The organism is Mesorhizobium sp. B2-3-15 (assembly GCF_006442875.1).
In the GTDB taxonomy this organism is placed as follows: domain Bacteria; phylum Pseudomonadota; class Alphaproteobacteria; order Rhizobiales; family Rhizobiaceae; genus Mesorhizobium; species Mesorhizobium australicum.
Window position 1 is genome coordinate 226,318 of the sequence record NZ_VFVO01000006.1, and the last position, 21,939, is coordinate 248,256.

General features: G+C 63.2%; 14 protein-coding genes. 4 read left to right on the forward strand and 10 right to left on the reverse strand.

The features are described from left to right. Positions 1–204 precede the first annotated feature (204 nt). Complete coding sequence (gltB, locus tag FJ954_RS14705; RefSeq protein WP_140661782.1) at positions 205–4,938, forward strand: glutamate synthase large subunit; 4,734 nt, start codon at positions 205–207, stop codon at positions 4,936–4,938. 139 nt (positions 4,939–5,077) lie between these two features. Then, positions 5,078–6,532, forward strand: coding sequence for a glutamate synthase subunit beta (locus tag FJ954_RS14710; RefSeq protein ID WP_140661783.1), 1,455 nt, complete (start codon positions 5,078–5,080; stop codon positions 6,530–6,532). Here FJ954_RS14710 and FJ954_RS14715 read toward each other — a convergent pair. Both FJ954_RS14715 and FJ954_RS14720 read right to left on the reverse strand, forming a co-directional pair. Next, a complete protein-coding gene (locus FJ954_RS14715) occupies positions 6,529–7,719 on the reverse strand; it encodes a DUF459 domain-containing protein (RefSeq protein ID WP_140661855.1) in 1,191 nt (396 codons plus the stop codon). The genes FJ954_RS14710 and FJ954_RS14715 overlap by 4 nt on opposite strands. Before the next feature lie 70 nt (positions 7,720–7,789). Continuing rightward, positions 7,790–9,013, reverse strand: a complete 1,224-nt coding sequence (locus FJ954_RS14720) for a lytic murein transglycosylase (RefSeq protein ID WP_140661784.1) — start codon at positions 9,011–9,013, stop codon at positions 7,790–7,792. Positions 9,014–9,215: 202 nt separating this feature from the next. On the opposite strand from FJ954_RS14720, the gene galU reads away from it, so the two are divergent. Continuing rightward, positions 9,216–10,130: a UTP--glucose-1-phosphate uridylyltransferase GalU gene (gene galU / locus FJ954_RS14725; protein ID WP_181177824.1), complete on the forward strand. Its 915-nt coding sequence runs from the start codon at positions 9,216–9,218 to the stop codon at positions 10,128–10,130. Between the two features lie 167 nt (positions 10,131–10,297). Here the strand turns inward: galU and FJ954_RS14730 are convergent, their stop codons facing one another. Further along, positions 10,298–12,073 carry an outer membrane beta-barrel protein gene (locus FJ954_RS14730; RefSeq protein ID WP_181177817.1) on the reverse strand — a complete coding sequence of 592 codons (1,776 nt, stop codon included), beginning with the start codon at positions 12,071–12,073 and terminating at the stop codon, positions 10,298–10,300. Positions 12,074–12,326: 253 nt separating this feature from the next. Between FJ954_RS14730 and FJ954_RS14735 the strand changes: the two genes are divergently transcribed. Beyond that, on the forward strand, positions 12,327–13,328 hold the full coding sequence (locus FJ954_RS14735; protein WP_015315841.1) for a KpsF/GutQ family sugar-phosphate isomerase: 1,002 nt from the start codon (positions 12,327–12,329) through the stop codon (positions 13,326–13,328). 179 nt (positions 13,329–13,507) lie between these two features. On the opposite strand, the gene FJ954_RS14740 is transcribed toward FJ954_RS14735, so the two are convergent. From FJ954_RS14740 to FJ954_RS14770, 7 genes are all read right to left on the reverse strand, one after another. After that, on the reverse strand, positions 13,508–13,972 hold the full coding sequence (locus FJ954_RS14740; RefSeq protein ID WP_015315842.1) for an NfeD family protein: 465 nt from the start codon (positions 13,970–13,972) through the stop codon (positions 13,508–13,510). Positions 13,973–13,986: 14 nt separating this feature from the next. After that, entirely contained in the window at positions 13,987–14,937 is a 951-nt protein-coding gene (locus tag FJ954_RS14745) for an SPFH domain-containing protein (protein ID WP_015315843.1), read from the reverse strand. Positions 14,938–15,058: 121 nt separating this feature from the next. Continuing rightward, positions 15,059–16,270 carry an FAD-binding oxidoreductase gene (locus FJ954_RS14750; protein ID WP_140661786.1) on the reverse strand — a complete coding sequence of 404 codons (1,212 nt, stop codon included), beginning with the start codon at positions 16,268–16,270 and terminating at the stop codon, positions 15,059–15,061. Positions 16,271–16,322: 52 nt separating this feature from the next. Further along, positions 16,323–17,387, reverse strand: a complete 1,065-nt coding sequence (hemH, locus tag FJ954_RS14755) for a ferrochelatase (protein ID WP_140661787.1) — start codon at positions 17,385–17,387, stop codon at positions 16,323–16,325. A gap of 211 nt (positions 17,388–17,598) precedes the next feature. Next, complete coding sequence (locus FJ954_RS14760; protein WP_140661788.1) at positions 17,599–19,668, reverse strand: bifunctional UDP-sugar hydrolase/5'-nucleotidase; 2,070 nt, start codon at positions 19,666–19,668, stop codon at positions 17,599–17,601. A 201-nt stretch (positions 19,669–19,869) separates the two neighbouring features. Then, positions 19,870–20,247, reverse strand: a complete 378-nt coding sequence (locus tag FJ954_RS14765; RefSeq protein WP_140661789.1) for a hypothetical protein — start codon at positions 20,245–20,247, stop codon at positions 19,870–19,872. 179 nt (positions 20,248–20,426) lie between these two features. Further along, positions 20,427–21,872 carry a homospermidine synthase gene (locus tag FJ954_RS14770; RefSeq protein ID WP_140661790.1) on the reverse strand — a complete coding sequence of 482 codons (1,446 nt, stop codon included), beginning with the start codon at positions 21,870–21,872 and terminating at the stop codon, positions 20,427–20,429. Positions 21,873–21,939 lie beyond the last annotated feature (67 nt).

Sequence of the window (21,939 nt, forward strand, 5' to 3'; positions counted from 1 at the left end):
GGCGTAACATATTGGCCTCTCCGGCTGTTGCCGCGAGCGACAGGTGGACGGCCGGACGCTGGCCTGTACGATACCAGATGCGAAGCATGCGAAAAGCCGCATGGTTCGAAAAGGATTTCGCAAGACGTGCCGCAAGGATCAGGGTGAGCCAAGCGCTTGCCGAGGCAAACCAGCGCCTGAAGGGCTGGAATGGAGGACAGGACAATGACGGAATTGACGCTCTCTGCGACGAACGGCCAGGCCGCGCAGACGAAAGCGGCCGCCGTCAAAAATACCTCCGCCAAAAATCGCGCGACTGCCGGCGGCTTGACCGCTCAGGGCCTCTACGATCCGCGCAACGAGCATGACGCCTGCGGCGTCGGCTTCATCGTCAACATGAAGGGCGTGAAGTCGCATCAGATCGTCAAGGACGGGCTTGCCGTGCTCGAGAACCTGACGCATCGCGGCGCAGTCGGCGCCGATCCGCTGGTCGGAGATGGCGCCGGCGTGCTGGTACAGCTTCCGGATCTTTTTTTCCGTGAGGAGATGGCGGCACAAGGTATCGAACTGCCACCGGTAGGTCAGTACGGCGTCGGACACTGGTTCATGCCGCAGGATGCTGCCCTTCGTGCACATATCGAGGAGATCATCGCCGAATCGGCGCAGTCCGAAGGGCTGCCGCTGCTCGGGTTCCGCGACGTGCCGGTCGACAATTCGTCACTATCGAAGGCGCCCGACATCGTCGCGTCCGAGCCGTTCCACCGCCAGGTCTTCATCGGCCGCACGGCCGACATCACCGACGACGAGGAATACGAGGCCAGGCTCTACCTGCTGCGCAAGGTCATATCGGGCCGCATCTACGCCGAGAACGACAACAAGGACATCGGCGCCTACTGCGTGTCGCTGTCGGCGCGCACCATCGTCTACAAGGGCATGTTCCTGGCTTATCAGGTCGGGGCCTACTACAAGGACCTCAAGGACCCGCGTTTTGAGACCGCGCTGATCCTCGTCCACCAGCGCTTCTCGACCAACACCTTCCCGTCGTGGAAGCTGGCGCATCCCTACCGCATGGTCGCGCATAATGGCGAGATCAACACGGTGCGCGGCAACAACAACTGGATGGCGGCGCGCCAGGCGTCGGTCGATTCCGAACTGTTCGGCAACAACATCTCGAAGCTCTGGCCGATCTCCTATGACGGCCAGTCCGATACCGCCTGCTTCGACAACGCGCTCGAGTTTCTGTTCCAGGGCGGCTACAGCCTCAGCCATGCCATGATGATGCTGATCCCGGAAGCCTGGGCCGGCAACAAGCTCATGGATGCCGATCGCAAGGCCTTCTACGAATACCACGCCGCGTTGATGGAGCCTTGGGACGGGCCGGCGGCGGTCGCCTTCACCGACGGACGCCAGATCGGCGCCACGCTGGACCGCAACGGCTTGCGCCCGGCACGCTATATCGTCACTGACGACGACCGCGTCATCATGGCTTCCGAGGCCGGCGTGCTGCCAGTGCCGGAAGAGAAGATCGTCCAGAAGTGGCGGCTGCAGCCCGGCCGCATGCTTCTGATCGACCTTGCCAAGGGCCGCATCGTCCCCGACGAGGAAATCAAGTCGGAGATCGCGACCAAACACCCCTACAAGACCTGGCTTGCCAATACGCAGCTCATCCTGGAAGATTTAAAGCCGGTCGAGCCGCGCGCGCTGCGCAAGGATGTCAGCCTGCTCGATCGCCAGCAGGCGTTCGGCTACACCCAGGAAGACACCAAGCTATTGATGTCGCCGATGGCGACCACCGGCCAGGAAGCCGTGGGCTCGATGGGCACCGACACGCCGATCTCGGCGATGTCGGACAAGTCGAAGCTGCTCTACACCTACTTCAAGCAGAATTTTGCCCAGGTCACCAACCCGCCGATCGACCCGATCCGCGAGGAACTGGTAATGAGCCTGGTGTCGTTCATCGGGCCGCGGCCGAACATCTTCGACCTGGTCGGCAATTCGCGCCGCAAGCGGCTCGAAGTGCGCCAGCCGATCCTGACCAATGGCGACCTCGAGAAGATCCGCTCCATCGGCCATACCGAGGACCGTTTCGACACCAAGACGATCGACATCACCTACGGGTCGAGCGAGGGTGCTGCCGGCATGCAGGGAGCCATCGACCGGCTGTGCGAGCGGGCGGAAGCGGCAGTCGCCGGCGGCTACAATATCATCATCCTGTCCGATCGCCAGCTCGGACCGGACCGCATCGCCATTCCGGCGTTGCTGGCGACCGCCGCCGTGCACCACCATCTGATCCGCAAGGGGCTGCGCACCGCGGTCGGCCTGGTCGTCGAATCGGGCGAGCCGCGCGAGGTGCATCATTTCTGCTGCCTTGCAGGCTACGGCGCGGAAGCGATCAATCCCTATCTCGCCTTCGACACGTTGCTCGACATGCACAAGCGCGGCGAACTGCCCGAGGAGGTCGACGCCTACGAAGTGGTGTCGCGCTACATCAAGTCGATCGGCAAGGGCATCCTCAAGGTGATGTCCAAAATGGGCATCTCGACCTATCAGTCCTATTGCGGCGCGCAGATCTTCGATGCCATCGGGCTGAAGACCGATTTCGTGCAGCAATACTTCACCGGCACCGCGACACTGATCGAAGGCGTCGGACTGGATGAGGTCGCAGGCGAAACCGTCAGCCGTCACACGGACGGTTTCGGCAGCGATCCGGTGCTGCGCAACAGCCTGGAGGTCGGTGGCGAATACCTGTTCCGCATGCGCGGCGAGGCGCATATGTGGTCGCCCGACGCGGTCGCCACCTTGCAGCACGCCGTGCGCCAGGGATCGTGGGAGACGTTCAAGGACTATTCGGCGCAGATCGACAGCGAGACGGCCCGCGCCCAGACCATACGCGGCCTGTTCAAGATCAAGCTGGCGGATGAGACCGGCCGCACGAAGGTCGCACTCGACGACGTCATGCCGGCGGCCGACATCGTCAAGCGCTTCTCGACCGGGGCGATGTCGTTCGGCTCAATTTCCAGGGAAGCGCACACCACGCTGGCGCGTGCCATGAACCAGATCGGCGGCAAGTCGAACACCGGCGAGGGTGGCGAAGAGGCCGATCGCTATTTGCCGCTGCCAGGTGGCGGCAAGAACCCCGAACGTTCGGCGATCAAGCAGGTCGCGTCGGGGCGTTTTGGCGTGACGGCGGAATACCTTGTCAACTCCGACATGATGCAGATCAAGGTGGCGCAGGGCGCCAAGCCCGGCGAGGGCGGCCAGTTGCCCGGCCACAAGGTCGACGCAACCATCGCCAAGGTTCGGCATTCGACGCCGGGCGTCGGCCTGATCTCGCCGCCGCCGCACCACGACATCTATTCGATCGAGGATCTGGCGCAGCTGATCTACGATCTGAAGAACGTCAATCCGGCGGCCGACGTCTCGGTCAAGCTGGTGTCGGAGGTTGGTGTAGGCACGGTCGCGGCCGGCGTTGCAAAGGCGCGCGCCGACCACATCACCATCTCTGGCTATGATGGCGGCACCGGTGCGTCGCCGCTGACCTCGCTCAAGCATGCCGGCAGCCCGTGGGAAATGGGTCTTGCCGAAACGCACCAGACGCTGGTGCTGAACGGCCTGCGCTCGCGCGTGGCGCTGCAGGTCGACGGCGGCCTGCGCACCGGGCGCGACGTCATCATCGGCGCGCTGCTCGGCGCCGACGAGTTCGGCTTCTCGACCGCGCCTTTGATCGCGGCCGGCTGCATCATGATGCGCAAATGCCATCTCAACACCTGCCCGGTCGGCGTCGCGACGCAGGATCCGGTGCTGCGCAAGCGCTTCAAGGGTACGCCCGAGCACGTCATCAACTTCTTCTTCTACGTGGCGGAAGAGGTGCGGGCGCTGCTCGCCGAAATGGGCTTCACCCATATCGACCAGATCATCGGTGACGCCGACCTTCTGGAAAAGCGTGACGTGATCCAGCACTGGAAGGCGCGCGGGCTCGATTTCTCGAAGATGTTCTACAAGCCCGATGCGCCGCATGAAGCGGTGCACTGGACCGAGCGGCAGAAGCATCCGATCGACGATGTGCTCGACCGCAAGCTGATCGAACTGGCCAAACCCGCGCTGGAGGCCAAGCAACCGGTCAAGATCGAGGTCGACATCCGCAATGTCGACCGTTCGACGGGCGCCATGCTGTCGGGCGAGGTCGCCAAGCGCTTCAAGCACAAGGGCCTGCGCGAGGACACCATCCAGGTAAAACTCACCGGCACGGCCGGCCAGTCCTTCGCCGCCTTCCTGGCACGTGGCATCTCGTTCGAGCTCGTCGGCGCCGCCAATGACTATGTAGGCAAGGGCCTGTCGGGCGGGCGCATCGTCATCCGGCCACCGGAAGAGGCAAGGATCGTCGCGGCCGACTCCATCATCGTCGGCAATACGGTGCTCTATGGCGCGACCGAGGGCGAGGCCTATTTCGCCGGCGTCGCCGGCGAGCGCTTCGCGGTGCGCAATTCGGGCGTCGCTGCGGTCGTCGAGGGCGTCGGCGACCATGGCTGCGAATACATGACCGGCGGCGTCGTCGTCGTCATCGGCAAAACCGGCCGCAACTTTGCCGCCGGCATGTCGGGCGGTGTCGCCTATGTGCTGGACGAAGCAGGTGATTTCGCCGAGCGCTGCAACATGGCCATGGTCGAGCTGGAGCCGGTCCCAGAAGAAGACGATCTGATGGAAAAGCTGCTGCACCATGGCGGCGACCTCGACCACAAGGGCCGCGTCGACGTGTCTGGCGATATGACCAGTCATGACGAAGAACGGCTTTACCAGCTGATCTCGAACCACGTGCACTATACGGGTTCGGTGCGCGGCCGCGAGATACTCGACGACTGGGCTATTTTCCGGCCGAAATTCCGCAAGATCATGCCGGTCGAATACCGCCGCGCGCTGATCGAGATGGAACGCATGCGCATGGGCGTCGCGGCCGAATAGATTTGAGAATTGCCGGGGGGCCCAGGCTTCCCGGCCCCTTCATCGACAGTTTGACCTCGGGCTCAAGGTTGCCACGGCTGCCTCAAGAGGTTAACGGGTGCGGCGAAAACCGCACCATCTGGACAGCAGGAACTGGACTATGGGCAAGGTAACAGGCTTTCTCGAAATCGACCGGCAGGTGCACAAGTACCAGCCGGCCTCCGACCGCATCCGGCATTTCCGCGAATTCACGCTGCCGATGTCGGACAAGGAAGTCGAGAAACAGGCCGCGCGCTGCATGGATTGCGGCATTCCGTTCTGCCATGGGCCAACGGGCTGTCCGATCCACAACCAGATCCCCGACTGGAACGACCTCGTCTACAACAGGGACTGGGACAACGCGATCCGCAACCTGCACTCGACCAACAATTTCCCGGAGTTCACCGGCCGCATCTGCCCCGCGCCTTGCGAGGAAGCCTGCACGCTGAACCTCGAGGACATTCCGGTCGCCATCAAGACGGTGGAGCAGGCGATCGCGGACAAGGCTTACGAGACCGGCCACATCAGGCCCTATCCGCCGGAGAAGAAGACCGGCAAGCGGGTCGCCATCATCGGCTCCGGCCCAGCCGGCATGGCGGCCGCCCAGCAGCTTGGCCGCGCCGGTCACGACGTGCATGTCTATGAGCGCGAGAGCCGCCCCGGCGGGCTGATGCGCTACGGCATCCCCGACTTCAAGATCGAGAAGCATTATATCGACCGGCGCATCGAACAGATGCAGGGCGAGGGCGTCACCTTCCATTGCGGCGTCAATGTCGGCGTCGACAAGCCTGTGGCTGAACTCCTCGCCGAACATGACGCCGTGCTCTATTGCGGTGGTTCGGAAACGCCGCGCGCTGCCGGCATTCCCGGTGACGATCTCGGCGGCGTGCATGACGCGATGCCCTATCTGGTGCAGCAGAACCGCCGCGTCGGCGGCGAACCGATCCAGTCGGTGGCATGGCCGTCGCATCCAATCATCGCCGGTGGCCAGCATGTCGTCGTCGTCGGCGGCGGCGACACCGCGTCCGACTGCGTCGGCACCGCCTTCCGCCAGGGTGCGGTGCGCGTCACCCAGCTCGACATCCGTCCGCAGCCGCCCGAGAAGGAAGACAAGCTCTCCGTCTGGCCCTACTGGGCGACCAAGATGCGCACCTCGTCCTCGCAGGCCGAGGGCGCCGAGCGCGAATTCCAGGTGGCGACACTCGAATTCATCGGCGAGGAAGGCCAGCTTACGGGCGTGAAGTGCTGCGAGGTCGACGACAAGCGCAAGCCGATCGCCGGCACCGAATTCGTCATCCGCGCCGATCTCGCCTTCATCGCCATCGGTTTTGCCGGCCCGGCGATGGCGGGTGTTGCGGCGGAACTTGAGGGTGAAATGAAGATCACCACCGACAGCCGCCGTTCCAGGAATGTCGAGGCCAATGACCGCGACTATAGGACCAGCGTCGACCGGCTCTACGCGGCGGGCGACGTGCGCCGTGGCCAGTCGCTGGTCGTCTGGGCGATCCGCGAAGGCCGCCAGGCGGCACGCTCGATCGACGAGGCGCTGATGGGGACGACCGTCCTGCCGCGTTAAGGGCTGATCGCCGTGGTGGTGTCGGACGCTGCCGCTGTCGCCGGACTTGCCTTCGGCGGCCGGGAAAAGTCGTCGGCGCGACCTGGGGAAGCCTCCGGCGCCTTTCCCTCGATCACCAGCCTTTCGCCAGGAAGAGCCGGATTGGCCTTCGGCGGCGGGGCGGCGCCGAGCAATTCTGTGCCGCCATCGAGCGCGGGATCGCTGAGCAGCATGGGTTGGGTGCGATCGATGACGATGGGCGCGGCCGCCGGAGCGGGGGTCTCGACCGGTGCGCCCGCCGGCGCCGTCGTCGGTGCCACGTTTCCCGGCGCGGCCAGTCCAAGGATCTTAAGCAGCGGCTTTTCGGTGTAGAAGGCGAGCTTGCGCTTGCCGGCTTTGGACACGTTGATGCCGTCATCGGCGCGCAGTCGCACTGGCTGGCCGTTCATGTCGGGGCCAGAGGTGACGAAGGCGCCGTTCTCGTCGACGAAGCCGTCCCAGACATCGACGAATTCGCCGCCGTGGCTTTCAGCCGCCTTGTGGTAGATGTCGTTGAACGCCAGCATGTCGGAGGTCATCTTCGGCACCCGGAAGGCCGGCATGCCGACCCACAGGAAAGGCACCTTGGCGGTGGCGATTGCCTTGCCCAGCTCATCGGTGCGGCGCTCGTATTCCTTGATCCAATTTTCGGAGCGGGGCTGTTCGCGCACGTCGCCGACCTTCATCTGCTGGCGGTCGTTCGAACCCAGCATGACGACCACCGCGGCGGGTTTTTCGGTGTCGATCAGCGATTTGATCTGTTCGGGCCAGTTGTAGAAATCATCGCGCACGAAGCCTGACGAGCCATTGCTGCGGACAACGATCCTGACGCCGGTATTCTCGGCGAAGGCTTCGTCCAGACCCTCGGCGAGGCCGGCCGCCATGAAGTCGCCGACCACCAGGACGGTGCGGGCGTCCGGCGCTTTTTCGACCACGGGCGTTGCCGGCTCCTCTGGTGGGCGAGGCGCACGCGGTTTCTTCTTCGGCTTAGGTCTCGCCTTCTGGATGTCCTGCGGCGGCTCGACCCGCTCGCTGCGGCGCGGAAACAGAAGGTCGCGCAATGACCAGCCCCGGCTTTGCTGCGGCTGTTCCTGCGCCATGGCTGGGGCATGGACAGCTCCGGCCACGGCAATGGCGAGCACGGCGAAGGCCAGGATCAGCACCGGCATGCGACGGACGAACGTCCCGATGCGCGTAGGCCAAACCAATCGCTCCCTCCCTACTCAACTTCGTCAGGCTCTATTTCTGCCTGAGCCATTTCAGCACTTCCAAGCTCGGATAGCCATCCTGGGTCAAGCCAACCTTGGCCTGATAAGCCATGATGGCCGTCTTCGAGCCGTCGCCGATCTTGCCGTCGAATTTGCCGTCGTAAAGGCCGTGCTGGGAAAGTCGCTTCTGCAACTCCTGCCGTTCCTCGAAGCTGAGCTTGGTAAAAGGCCGGTTCCAATCCTGGACCAGGCCCCTGCCACCCGCGATCTCATCGGCAAGCAGACCGACGGCGAGCGCGTATTTGTCGGCATTGTTGTAGGCCTTGATGACCGAAAAATTCCTGACCATCAGGAAGGCCGGCCCGCCACGGCCGTCCGGCACTTTCAGCGTTGCCTTGTCGGTGAGGTTCTTGAACGGCTTGCCGCTGGCGCGGCCCACGCCGAGCGCCTGCCATTGCGCCAGGGTCTTCGACCCGGCGGGAAGTTTGCCGGCCGGCAACGCGACCTCGTAGCCCCAGGTCTTGCCGGCCTGCCAGCCATTCTTCTTGAGCAAATTGGCTGATGTCGCCAGCGCATCGGGAATGGAATTCCAGATGTCGCGCTTGCCATTGCCGTCCATGTCGACGGCATAGTGCTGGTAGCTGGTCGGGATGAACTGGGTCTGGCCCATGGCGCCCGCCCAGGAGCCCATCAGGTGGCTTTCGTCGATATCGCCGGTCTGCAGGATCTTCAGCGCCGCGACCAGCTGGGTGCGGGCGTATTTCGACCGTTTCGCGTCGCCATAACCCAAAGTCGCCAGCGAACGGATGACGTTGCGCATGATGTCGTCGCGCTTGAGAATTTCGCCATAGTTCGATTCCATCGACCAGATGGCCAGGAGAACGTAGCGGTCGACGCCGAATCTCGCCTCGATCCTGTCCAGCCAAGGCTTCCATTTCTTCGCCATCTGCTGCCCGACGGCGACGGACTGGTCATGGACGCGGTTGTCGAAATAATCCCAGGCGGGCGCGGTGAATTCGGGCTGGGTGCGGGCCTTTTCCAGCACCACCGGATCGGGCTCGTTGATGCCCCGGAAAGCCTGGTCGTAAACGGCGCCGGAAACGCCACCCGCCACGGCGGTGGCGCGGAAGCCGGCGACCCATTGCCGGAAACCGGCGTCGGCGAAGGCCGGCCCGGTGGGGACAAGCAAAGCGAGCGAGAGGCTGGCCGCCGTCATGACGCTGGCGAAACGTTTTGCGGCATTGCGAACGGACATCTTTTCCTCCTTCTCTGTCCCAGGAAAAACCATTCTTCGCCGAACCGGGTTAGGAATTAGTTTACCATAGGCGTCGGCTGGAACGAAAAGACACCTCGATGCTTTAACCGGCGGGAGTTTCCCTCAGCCGTTCCACTAATCTTCAATTCCGGCGCGAAAATGTCGGGGGACGGGGATTGCGGAGCTGGCCAGCAAACGGATAATTGAAAGTATGAAGAGAGTTCGCAAGGCAGTTTTCCCGGTCGCCGGTCTCGGCACGCGGTTTCTCCCGGCCACCAAGGCTGTTCCCAAGGAGATGCTGACCGTCGTTGACAGGCCAGTCATCCAGTATGTCGTCGACGAGGCGCGCGAGGCGGGCATCGAGCATTTCATCTTCGTCACAGGCCGCAACAAGGCGGTCATCGAGGACCATTTCGATATCCAGTTCGAACTCTATGATACGCTGGCACAACGCGGCAAGGACGAGCAGCTTGCCCGCCTGCAGCGGCTGCAGCCGGCACCGGGGCAGACCAGCTTCACCCGCCAGCAGGTGCCGATGGGTCTTGGCCATGCCGTCTGGTGTGCGCGCGAACTGGTCGGCGATGAGCCGTTCGCCCTGTTGTTGCCCGACATGATCATGCAGTCGGAAAAGAGCTGCACGAAGGCGATGGTCGAGCTCTACGAGGAGACCGGCAACAACATCATCGCGGTGCAGGAATGCGACCCGGCGGAGGCTCATAAATACGGCATCGTCGGGCGCGGCGAAGACACGCATCACGGCTTCCGCATCACCGAGATGGTCGAGAAGCCGAAGCCGGGCACCGCGCCGTCCAACCTCTACATCAACGGCCGCTACATCCTGCAGCCCGAGATCTTTAGGATTCTGGAAGGCCAGGAAAAGGGCGCCGGGAACGAGATCCAGCTGACCGACGCGATGCTGAAGCTGGAGAAGCAGCAGGCCTTCTACGGCTACCATTATAAGGGCCGCACCTTCGATTGCGGCTCGCCGGAAGGTTTCGTCGAGGCCAATGTCGCCTTCGCGCTGTGGCGCAACGACATGAACCAGAGCATGGCCGGCGTTATCCGCACACTGCTCGACGAGATGAAGCCATCAGAACGGCGCGGGGCAGCCTTTTAGGGCATGCCGATATTCAGGTGATGCCGGCCTGCGAATGGCCGCTTCCTACGCTTCCCCATTCTACCGCGCCGCAGTAGAACTGTGCTCACGTACATAAAGGCTCTCGGTATCAGCCATTCTCGACTCGGCCCGACCCTGACTCTCGCCATACCTTGGCGCACACGCCTTCAGCGCTGCACCTTCACGCCGACGAAGATGCTGTTGGCGGTGTAGTCGCGGCCGGGCAGGTTACTGGTCAGCTTTTCGGTCCTTACCCTGCTGGTGAGGCCCGCATAGCGGTTCAGCCACCAGGTCAGCCCGGCCTCGGCGCTCAAGATCCTGTCATGGCCGTCAATGCCGACATAATCGCGCCAATCCAGGCCCAAGGCCGCATTCGCGGTAAGATTGGATCGGATCACGCGCTCGCCCGCCAGGCGTCCGGAATAGAGGATATCGCCGCTTTCGCCCGATGTGGTCGTGGTCTCGACGGTGGTCTTGCCGGTCAAGCCGATGGTGGTGCCGCGCTGCGGCGACCATTTGAGGTCGGCATTGAGGGTGGCCCCCGAAATCGCTTCCAGGCTGTTGTCGTCGATCGCCTCTCTGAGCCAACCGGCCGAGAATTCGCCCGACAGCTTCTCGCCCATATCGAGTTGCAAGCCGGCGCGGGCGCCAAGACGCGTCGAGGAGCGCTCGAAGCCTTCATTGTCGATGCGCTGGTCGTAGGCCCGGCGGCCGACCTCGATCTCGGTGAAGGGCGTGAGCGCGGGGGAGATCTCGTAGCCGGTGCGCAAGGTTGCAGTGTAGAGCGTATTGTCCTGATCTTTCTGCGACAGCGAGGTGCCGTCCGAGAGCTTGGCGTCACCATAGAAGTCGTGCGAGACCGCCCCGGTCAACGTATACTGCATCTTGCCGACGGCCTTTTCGACGCCGATGCTGCCGTCGATGGTCTGCCGCAGCGGCTGGGTGCTGACGCCAGCGATGGCATCGGGCGAGGACGCGGATTCCGGCACGGCTTCGTAGCCGAGCTTGGCGATGGCACGCAAGTCATTGTCGAGGTCGACATTGAGCTGGCCTTCGATGCGCCCCTGCGCATCGTGAACCGGGTAGCCCGACACGGTTTCACGGAAAATTCCGTAGCCGTCGATGGTCGCGGCGTTTTCACGCCAGTCGGAAGCGGCGGTAAAGCGCAGCGCCGTCTCGGACAGCAGCGCCGATGTGCCGGCACTGCTCGAATCGCCGTTCGTCGTCGCCGTCAGCCCCTGTTCGATGGTCGGCCGGATGATGAAGGAGCCCCATTTGACGCCGGTGGCGGCGAACGGATCGTCCTCGGCTTTCTTGTTCTGGCCCTCGATTGCAGCGGTGCGCTCGGCGCCAGGGTCGAGTTTCTGCCTGTCCACACTGTCGATGGTGAGTGCACGGCGATTGGCCGCTTCCTGATCCGCCGCGATATCGGCGGTGTCGTCGGTCGCGGCCGTCGTGGCGGTGGTGGTTGGATCCGTAGCCGCCATGGTGTTCTTTTTCTTCTTCTTTTTGTCGGCGACCTTGTCCTTTGCCTTGTCGGCCGCATTCTGCCTGGCGGTCGAAGCGCGGCGTGGCTTGGGCGGCGTGGGCGCGTCGGCGGAGGCATCGTCGCCGGCCTGGGGCGGGTCGAAGACGCTGGTGGCCGAGTCCGCGGCGTCCGCGTCGTCAGGCACGGCGCCGGCGCTGGCCGGCAGATAGGTTCGCGCCGGCGCATGGTCCTGCGCGGCCGCATTGGCCGCCGCTTGCTGTGCAAGAACCAGGTTTCTCGCCTTGCGCTGCTGGTCAGACAGGATCGCCGATTCCGACACTTCTCCGCGCAATTCCGTTTCCTGGGCATGGAGTGGCGTGGAACGCAGCAAGGCAAGGATGCTGGTCGCCAGCAGCAAGGCGCAGATCGCCTTGCCCTGTCGTCCTCTCAATTTTTCTGGCTGGACCCCGGACATCGCCACCACTGCCTGCGCGGCGCACGCGCGCCATACTTACCGAACCGTAAATGGGGATGGTTAACGGAGGGTTGAGGCCGCGCGCAGGACTGGCTCCAAACGCGGATTTCCGCGGGCGCCAATGCGGGTCCGCGTCGTGCCTTCTATTTTGATCCTTGTCGTCGTCCCCAACGACCGCACACATCCGGCCGTCCGTCATGCAGAGGCCATTTCTGTTGGACAGGCGGGCGGCAAAGCGCTAATCGCATCACCCATGCATGCGAGATCTCTCGATAAGAAGCCTCTGGACAGGCAAGCGTCGATCGAATCGGCGCTGAGAACGGTAACAACCGAACAGGCGGGAATCGCGGCCCTTGCCGAGGCGCTTGAGAACGGACTGGCGGCACCCTTTGCCCAGGCCGTCGAGACGATCTCGAAGATCGAGGGCCGGCTCATCGTCACCGGTGTCGGCAAAAGCGGCCATATCGGTTCGAAGATCGCCGCGACGCTGGCCTCGACCGGCACGCCGGCCTTCTTCGTCCATCCCGTCGAGGCCAATCATGGCGATCTCGGCATGATCGCCAGGGACGACGCCATCGTCGCGATCTCGTGGTCGGGCGAGAGCAAGGAGATGATGGGCATCGTCGCCTATTCCAGGCGCTTCTCCATTCCACTCATCGCCATCACCTCCGGAGAAACCTCGGCGCTGGCGCGCGCGGCCGACGTCGTGCTGCTTTTGCCGCGCACCCCGGAAGCCTGCCCGCACGGCCTGGCGCCGACGACGTCGACGCTGCTGCAACTGGTCATCGGCGATGCGCTGGCGATCGCGCTGCTCGAGGCGCGCGGCTTCACGCCGGACCATTTCCGCACCTTCCATCCCGGCGGCCAGCTCGGCGCCAACCTGACCATGGTCTCCGAGATCATGCGGGTCGGCGAGCAGATGCCGCTGGCTTCGCTCGGCACCAAGATGCCGGAAGCGGTGATGACGCTGTCGCAGAAGAAGGTCGGCTGCGTGCTGATCGTCGACGCCAATGGCGAGTTGGCCGGGATCATCACCGATGGCGATGTCGCGCGCAACCTGCACCGCAACCTGGCCGACGTCATCGTCGACGAGGTGATGACCCGCACACCCAAGACGGTCGACCCGCAGACGCTTGCAGGCACTGCGATCGCGCTGCTCAACGAGCACAATGTCGGTGCGCTGGTGGTGACCAGGAACAACATGCCGCTGGGCGTGGTGCATTTCCACGACCTGCTGCGCATCGGCGCCGCCTAAGATATTGATCTTCAGGTGAGGCCGGCCTGCGAGCGAAGGCTTCCTGCGCTTCCGGCATAGGCCGGAGCGCACGGACTTAATGTCCGCCCTGCTCGTCGCAAGAGCGACCCGAAACCAATCGTTCACGACTTGGCCTGACCTGAATCTCAATACTTTAGCGCGTTGGCACTCGCTGGAATTCAGACCCGCTCCACCGTCAGTTCCAGATCCGTGTCCGCGGCGCTTGTCACACGAACCTGAGTGCCGGCGGGCAGATCGGGGCCGGAGACACGCCACAGCGTGTCGCCGAGCTTGATGCGGCCACGACCGTCGCGGATCGGTTCGGCGAGCGTCGCCATCCTGCCGACCATCTGGGCGCCACGGCGATTGAGCAGCGGCTGATCGGTTGGCTGGTCGTGTCCGCCCATGAGTTTCTTGCCGACAAAGGCTGAAACCAGCGACAGCACGAGGAATAGCAGCACCTGGACCTGCCATGTCCAGATGGCGACATCCCAGATCAGCAGCGACACCGCGCCGACGATCAGAGCGGCGATGCCGATCCAAAGCATGAAGAAACCCGGTGCGATGACCTCTACCACCAGCAGCACGAAGCCCAGAACCATCCAGTTCCACGGCCCGAGTTCAGAAACGATGCGGTCGATCATGAGAGTGGCCTATCTCAGTTGTCGGAGGGCCTGACGACGGGCGGACGTGCCGCCTGCCTTTGCGCGCCGGTCGTGCCTTCGCTGCGAAAGACTTCCTTGGCGATTTCGCCGATACCCCCGAGCGAGCCGATCAGCGACGATGCCTCGAAAGGCATCAGCACGATCTTGCTGTTGGTGGCGGTGCCGATCTTGCCCAGCGCCTCGGTGTATTTTTGGGCGACGAAGTAGTTCAGTGCCTGGACGTCGCCCTTGGAGATCGCTTCCGACACCACCTGGGTGGCGCGGGCTTCCGCTTCGGCGGAGCGTTCGCGCGCCTCGGCGTCGCGGAAGGCGGCTTCCTTGCGGCCCTCCGCTTCGAGGATCTGCGACTGCTTGAGGCCCTCGGCGGCCAGGATCTGCGCGCGCTTGTTGCGCTCGGCGGTCATCTGGCGGCCCATCGATTCGATCAGGTTGGCGGGCGGGTTGATATCCTTGATCTCGACGCGGGTGATCTTGATGCCCCAAGGATGCGCGGCCTCGTCGACGACGCGCAGCAGGCGCTCGTTGATGGCGTCGCGGTTCGACAACAGCTCATCGAGGTCCATCGAACCCATGACGGTACGGATGTTGGTCATCGTCAGGTTGAGGATGGCGTTCTGCAGGCCGGCAACCTGATAGGCGGCCTGTGCCGCATTGAGGATCTGGTAGAAAGCGATGCCGTCGACACCGACGATGGCATTGTCGCGGGTGATGATCTCCTGGCTCGGAACGTCGAGCACCTGTTCCATCATGTTCATCTTGGCGCCGATGCGATCGACGAACGGAAAGATGAGGTTCAAGCCGGGGCTCAGTGTCTTGGTGTAACGACCAAAGCGTTCGACGGTATAGTTGTATCCCTGTGGGATTGTCTTGATGCCCTTGAACAGCACCAGTACGACAAGCGCCACCAGAACAACGACCGCAATATCGAAACCACTGAAATCCATTTGGCCCTCCCTCATGGGCAGGCCGCGCGAGCCATTCCCGCGCAACCGGCTTCACCAAAGACTTAAGTGTGTTTCAGGAACGTTACAATCAGGTGATGAGGGATTGTTTGTGGGTATGCACTCAGCGGTTGAAGGCAAACAGGCTTGCATCCGTGTCTTCAAGCCCGCCGATCGAAGCAGAGATGATCTCGGCGGCGATGCGCGAGAAGGTAATGCCGTTGCCGCCATAACCCATCACGGCATGGATGCGCGGGTGCCTGGGAATGGCGCCGATGTAGGGGAGGCCAGTGGTCGTGGTGCCGAAGGAGCCGGTCCAGGCAAAGTCGGGCCGGGTGTCGAGGTGCGGAAACATCAGGTCGAGTTTTGCGGCAATGCGGGCGCTTTTGTCGGCTATCAGCTTATCGCGCCGCGTCTCGTCAAGGAATTCCTCGTCCTCGCCGCCGCAGATGACCCGGCCATCGGCGGTTGCCCTGACATAGAGGTAGGGATCCGACGCCTCCCAGATGAACGCCGCGCCCGGCCAGAGCTTCCGTGGTTGCGGACATGTCGCAATCGCCCATGTCGAGATGACCCGGTGAGCGGCCGCCGGCACGATGTCGATCAGCTCGTAACCGGTGGCCAGGACAACATGCCGTGCCGTGATGGTGGGGCCGTCCATGGTTGCCACCACCATCTCATCGGCGCTGTCCTCGATCGCCGTCGCTTCGACGGGAGCGTATAAACGTGCCTTGCGCTCCAGCGCCTTGAGCAGCAGCCCTGCCGTCAGCTTGCGAGGGTCGAGCGCGATGTTGCCATGGCTCAGGATGGCGCCACCCCGATCGATGCCGAATGCTCCGGCCAATGGCGCCGATGTAAGATAGGTCGCGCCGATGCCGGCCATCTGCCGCGCCTCGGCTTCGTCCCGGAGTTCCGATGGGCCGAGCACGGTGCCAGCCAGATAAAGCGATTGGGTGCGGCTTATGCCGCAGTTGATGCCGAGTTCGGCGATGCGGGCGGCAAGGTTGGAAACGGCTAGCCGGGAGCGTCGCCAGGCCTGCCGTGCCTGGCCCTTGCCGATCATCCTCGAGAGCGTTGAAAGCGGCTGGTCGATCTCGAATTGCACAAGCGCGGTTGTTGCCGCCGTCGATCCTTTCAGCGGCCCACGCCGGTCGATGCAGATCACGGCGTGAGCGCCGGCTGTCAGCGCCTCGGCCATCATGGCGCCGCTGATGCCCATGCCGACGATAAGCACATCGGTCTTGACGTCCCGGGTCAGACTGCCAGTCGGTACCGCGGGCGCCCGATAGGCGGACCAGACGGGCCGGCCAGTGCTGAGGTCAAGTTTGCGGAGCATTGAGTTCTCCGGAGGCGCTGCTCAACGCTCCGGAGCTGGTGTTGTTCCGGCATCAAGCCCAGCCTGACAGCTCGCGCCGTACCATCGCTTCGATCACCGCCATGCCTTCAGGGCTGTCATTCAGGCATGGTATGTGGGCGAAGTTCTTGCCGCCGGCATGGTGGAAGGTCTCGGCCGCTTCGCGGCCAATCTCATCCAGCGTCTCGATGCAGTCGACTGAAAACCCCGGATTGACGATGGCGATCGACTTGACGCCGTCCTTGGCCAGTTTCTCCACAGTCTTGTCGGTGTAGGGCTGCAGCCATTCTTGCGCCCCGAAGCGTGATTGGAACGTGGTGATCAGTTTTCTTTCGTCCCAGCCGAGCCTGTCGCGCAGCAGCCGCGTCGTCTTCAGGCAATGGCAATGATAGGGATCGCCCTTCTCAAAATAGGGTTTTGGAATGCCGTGATAGGAGGCGATGACCACCTCGGGCTGGAAATCCAGGGTCGCCAGGTGCCGTTCGATCGAACTGGCCAGCGCCTCGATGTAGACTGGCTCATCATAATAGGGCGGCACGCTGCGGACGGCAGGTGCCGCCCGCATCTTCATCAAGGCGCGAAACAGCTGGTCGTTTGCGGTGGCGGTCGTCGTCGCCGAATATTGCGGATAGAGTGGAAAGCTCAGGATGCGATCGCAGCCTTGTGCGACCAGCCTTTCGGCGACGCTCGACGTCGAAGGGTTGCCGTAGCGCATCGCCCAGTCGACGACCACGTTGGGCAGATCGCGTAGCGCCTCGGCCAGTTTTTCACCTTGTGCGCGGGTATAGGTTCGCAAAGGCGACTCGTTCTTCTCCCGGTTCCAGATCCTGGCGTAGTTGGCGCCCGACTTCTTCGGTCGCGTGGTCAGCACCAGTCCATAGAGGATGGGATACCAGATCGCCTTGTTGAGTTCGATAACGCGTGGATCAGACAGGAACTCCCTGAGATAACGCCACATCGGCCTGAACTCGGTGCCGTCGGGTGTTCCAAGGTTGACCAGCATGACCCCTATCTTGCCGGTCTTGACGGGCGGATGCCCGACCGGTCGTGGGCCAGGGGCTTTCGCGGCTTTGGGATCGACAATAGTGGAAAGCGGCATATGGGTCTCCGAGACGTGAACCTAACGATCCTGCAGGAGCTTTCAATGCCGCGTCTGGCCGCACCTTACAGCATGTCGCGGCGGATAGGATTCGCCCGACCTGCCGTAAGCTTCTGATAATCGAGGACACCTCCGGGCGACATGCATCAGGCCATGGAAATATAAACCCGCCCGGTTCCCCGGGCGGGCGATGTGGCGGAGCTGGACGAAATTACTTCGCCGGGATGGTCAGTGTCGCGCCCGGCATAAGCCGATGCGGCCTTTGGCCCTTGTTCGCCTCATAGATGAGCTTCCACTTGGTCGCATCGCCATAGGCCTTCTTCGCCAGATCCCAGTAGGTATCGCCGGTCACGACGACATGATTGCCGGTGGCTGGTGTGGCTTCAGCGGGCTTTGCCGGCTCGGCGGGCGCGGGCGTCGCAGGCGCAGGAGTGGCCGGCGCGGGAGTGGTCTCGGCAGGCTTCGCCGGTTCGGCAGGTGCCGGCGGGGCCGGTGGTGCAGGCGCGTTTTCCGTCGATATGGCTGGCGGCGTGTTGGCGATATCGCCTGAGTTGGCAGGCAATTCCGGCATTGCCGGTGCAGCCGGTTTGGCAGCCTCGGCCGGTGCCGGCGCTGCCGGTGCGGTCTCCGCCGGCTTTGCTGGTTCGGCGGCGGGAGCTGCCGCTGTCGTCGCTGCGATCTCGGTGATGCGGCCGTCGAGCTTCGGCGTATAGGGCCGGTGCGCGCCGAGATAGTCGGCCATGACCTGTTCGAGGCCAGGGCCGTAATCATAGGCGTTCTTGGCCTTTTCGGCGAAGACCTTGTAGCCATCGCCGCCCTGGCGGACATAGTTGTTGGTGGCGACCAAATAGTCCTTGGTCGGACTTATCGGCGTCCAGGCGCCGTTTTCCATCACCTCCACCGACTTGACGCGGCCGGCATTGGGCGCGACCGATTTGTCGAAGGAATATTTGAGGCCCGCCACCTGCGGGAAGCGGCCGGCGCCGTCCTCGATCTGGCTGAGCCCGCCTTCGAGGCCGGCGACCAGGTCCTTGCCGGAAATCTGGAAGGTCGCCAGCGTGTTTTGAAACGGCAGCACGGTCAGCACCTCGCCCATGGTGACGGTGCCCTTGTCGATGGAGGCGCGCAGGCCGCCGCCATTTGAGATGACGATCTCGACGCCCTGTCCCTTGACGCGGTCGAGGATGGCGTCGGAGACGAGATTGCCCATCGCACATTCCTTGGCGCGGCAGCTTTCGCGGCTGCCGTCGATGACGTCGGTGGTCTCGGCCACTTCCTTGTTCTTCAAGGCCTCGATCGGCGCGCCAAGCTCCTTGATGCGGACGAGCACGGCCGGGTCCGGTGTGATCGACTTGTCGAGATAGATCGGGTCGCCGCTTGCCGATTTGACGACGCCATTGTCGTCGAAAACCACCTTGAACTCGCCGAGATATTTCGAATAGGACGCCGCCTGCACCACCGGCACCTTGTAGCCGCCGGGGTTGTCGACCATGGTCGGGTAGGGGCCAGCCGCCTTCGGATCGGTATTGGACAGAAGCGTGTGGCTGTGGCCGCCGACCACGATGTCGATGCCAGGGATCTTGGCGATGACGTCGCGCTCCCTGTTGTAGCCGATATGGGTCACGGCGATGATCTTGTCGACGCCTTCTCCCTTGAGTTTCTCGATCTCGGCCGTGATCGACTTGACGTCGTCCTCGATTTTGATGTTGGGGCCGGGAGAGGCGAGTTCGGGCGTGTCGTTGGTGACGGCGCCGATGATGCCGATCTTCTGTCCACCGACCTCGACGACAACAGACGACTTGACGCGGTCGCCGAGCTTGGACTGCGCGTTGGCCTTGACGTTGGCGCCGAGCACCGGGAACTTGATCATGTCGAGGAACGGCGCCAGCGCCGCCTCGCCGTCGTCGAATTCATGGTTGCCGAGTGCCATGGCGTCGAACTTCATGTCATTGAGGAACTCGCCTTCTACCTTGCCCTTGTATGTCGTGTAGAACAGCGAACCCTGGAAATTGTCGCCGGCGCTGAGCAGCAACACGTTCTGGCCTTCCAGCTTCTTGCGTTCCTGGGCAATGGCGGTGATCAGCCGGCCGGCGCCGCCGATGCATTCGCCCTTGGTCTCCTCCTCGGCCGAGCAGGTCGATTCGTATTTGTTGTTGCCTTCGATGCGGCTGTGCCAGTCATTAATGTGCAGGATGTTCAGTGTGTAGTCGGCAAAGGATGCGCCGGCCGACAGGCCAAGCGTCGAAGCGGAAAGGGCGGCAATGGCGGCAAGCTTCTTCATCTTCGTCTCCCGGTAGGCTGATCAGAGGCGTCTGGCGCCTTGTTTGACTGGGTATTACAGCCAGCCTTTCGATCATGTTCCCATCGCGTTCGGGCCGACGCAAGCGGAAATGCGGCGGTATCTCCAGGCGCGAAACCTTGCACAAAAAAACGGCGGCCGAGGGGCCGCCGTCGTTCTTTGTGACTGGAATGTTCGCCGAGTTCAGGTGCGCCGCGTCAGCACGAAATTCTGGCCGGCGGAGCTGGTGCAGTTGAGCTGGCTGGTCGACACCATCAGGCAATTGAAGCTTACCGGGGTTTGGCGGATCAGCGAGGTGCCGTTGATCTGCACCGACGTGGCGCCGGTCATCGTGTAGCTGCCATCGGCAAGCTTCTGTCCCGTGTCGGTGGCGACGGTCGTGAAGGTGCCGCCGGTGAAGGTCGACAGGCCGGTGCCCTTGGCATCGATCCAGGAACCTTCGACCCCTTTCGGGGCGGCGGCCATGGGCGGCGTATCTGGGCCGCTGGTGGCACAGGCAGCAAGCATCGAGGCAAGGGCGCCCGCCAGGCCCGTCGAAAGAACTTTGCGCGCAATCATCATATGAAATCCTCTCCAAACGCGTCGTCCCAGAAATCGGGCCGATTTCTGGGATTGACGCGAACGTCCAAAGTGCCGGGGTTTAAGCGTTCAACGGACGCACATCGCCACCCCAGGCCGCCTCCCTTCAATCGCCCGATTTCCGGGCGATTGCAAGGCAATGGAGCATGGTCCGGGTGGTGCTATCGGACGAGGATGTTGCGGAATTGCCACGGGTCGCTGCGGTCGAGGTCCTCCGGGAAGAGACCCGGGCGTCTGTCGAGCGGCGTCCAGTCGGTATAATAGCCCTTGACCGGTCCGAGATAGGGCGACTGCACGTCCAGGCAGCGTTTGTAATCCATCTCGTCGGCCTCGACGATGCCGGCGGCGGGATTCTCCAGTGCCCAGACCATGCCGGCCAGGACAGCCGAGGTGACCTGCATGCCAGTGGCGTTCTGGTAGGGGGCCAGCTTGCGCGCTTCGGCGAGTGACAGCTGCGAACCGTACCAGTAGGCATTCTTGTCATGGCCGTAGAGCAGGACGCCGAGTTCGTCGACACCGTCGACCAGTTCGTTCTCGTCGAGCACGTGGTGCACCGGCTGCGGCTTGCCGGCGGCACCGAACATCTCGTCCAGCGACAGCATCGCATCGTTGCAGGGATGGTAGGCGTAGTGGCAGGTCGGGCGGTATTGAACCTTGCCCTTCTTGGAGCGCACGGTGAAGAAATCGGCGATCGAGATCGCCTCGTTGTGGGTTACCAGCAGGCCATATTGCGGTCCCGGCGTCGGGCACCAGGAGCGTACGCGGGTGTTGGCGCCGGGCTGCTCCAGGTAGATCGCGGCCTTTGAACCATGCTTGTGCTTCTTGCCGTTCTTGGGCATCCAGGTCTCATGCGTGCCCCAGCCGAGCTCGGCTGGCTGCAACCCCTCGGAGATGAAGCCCTCGACCGACCAGGTGTTCCAGAACACATCCATCGGCTTGGGCTTCTTGGTCCGCTGGGTGTCGCGCTCGGCGATGTGGATGCCCTTGACGCCGGCCTTCTTCATCAGCTTGGCCCAGCCCTCGCGGTCGTCCTGCGATGGCTCGGAGAATTCCATGCCAAGATCGGTGGCGAGGTTGACCAGCGCCTGCTTGACGAACCACGACACCATGCCGGGATTAGCACCGCAGGTGGATATCGCAGTGGCGCCGCCCGGCTTGTCGTGCTTTTCCTTGATCAGCGCCTCGCGCAACGCATAGTTGGTGCGGCTGGCGTTGTCGGCCTTGGCGTCGAAATAGAAGCCAAGCCAAGGCTCGACGACGGTGTCGATATAGAGCACGCCGAGCTTGCGGCAGAGCCGCATCAGGTCCACCGAGCCGGTGTCGACCGACAGGTTGACGCAGAAGCCCTGGCCACCGCCATTGGTCAGAAGCGGCGTCAAAAGCTTCTTGTAGTTCTTCTCGGTCACCGCTTCCTGGACGAAGGCGATGCCGCGCTCGTCGAGCAGCTTGCGATCGGTATCGCGCGGGTCGAGGACTGTCATGCGCGACTTGTCGAACTTGAAATGGCGCTCGATGAGCGGCAACGTTCCGCGTCCGATCGAGCCGAAGCCGATCATCACCACGGGGCCGGTGATCTCACCGTAAACGGGCCAGTTTTCGTTCGCCATTTTATCGAGCACTCCTTCAACTACGTCCAAAAGCCGGGCAACTGCGTTCAAAAGCTGGGCAACTGCG

Coding starts and splice junctions, on each gene's coding strand:
- FJ954_RS14750 (WP_140661786.1), bottom strand. CDS start 16,270: ATGCTCCGCAAACTTGACCTCAGCACTGGCCGGCCCGTCTGGTCCGCC.
- FJ954_RS14735 (WP_015315841.1), top strand. CDS start 12,327: ATGCATGCGAGATCTCTCGATAAGAAGCCTCTGGACAGGCAAGCGTCG.
- FJ954_RS14715 (WP_140661855.1), bottom strand. CDS start 7,719: ATGCCGGTGCTGATCCTGGCCTTCGCCGTGCTCGCCATTGCCGTGGCC.
- FJ954_RS14740 (WP_015315842.1), bottom strand. CDS start 13,972: ATGATCGACCGCATCGTTTCTGAACTCGGGCCGTGGAACTGGATGGTT.
- gltB (WP_140661782.1), top strand. CDS start 205: ATGACGGAATTGACGCTCTCTGCGACGAACGGCCAGGCCGCGCAGACG.
- FJ954_RS14765 (WP_140661789.1), bottom strand. CDS start 20,247: ATGATGATTGCGCGCAAAGTTCTTTCGACGGGCCTGGCGGGCGCCCTT.
- FJ954_RS14710 (WP_140661783.1), top strand. CDS start 5,078: ATGGGCAAGGTAACAGGCTTTCTCGAAATCGACCGGCAGGTGCACAAG.
- hemH (WP_140661787.1), bottom strand. CDS start 17,387: ATGCCGCTTTCCACTATTGTCGATCCCAAAGCCGCGAAAGCCCCTGGC.
- FJ954_RS14745 (WP_015315843.1), bottom strand. CDS start 14,937: ATGGATTTCAGTGGTTTCGATATTGCGGTCGTTGTTCTGGTGGCGCTT.
- FJ954_RS14760 (WP_140661788.1), bottom strand. CDS start 19,668: ATGAAGAAGCTTGCCGCCATTGCCGCCCTTTCCGCTTCGACGCTTGGC.
- FJ954_RS14730 (WP_181177817.1), bottom strand. CDS start 12,073: ATGTCCGGGGTCCAGCCAGAAAAATTGAGAGGACGACAGGGCAAGGCG.
- FJ954_RS14720 (WP_140661784.1), bottom strand. CDS start 9,013: ATGTCCGTTCGCAATGCCGCAAAACGTTTCGCCAGCGTCATGACGGCG.
- FJ954_RS14770 (WP_140661790.1), bottom strand. CDS start 21,872: ATGGCGAACGAAAACTGGCCCGTTTACGGTGAGATCACCGGCCCCGTG.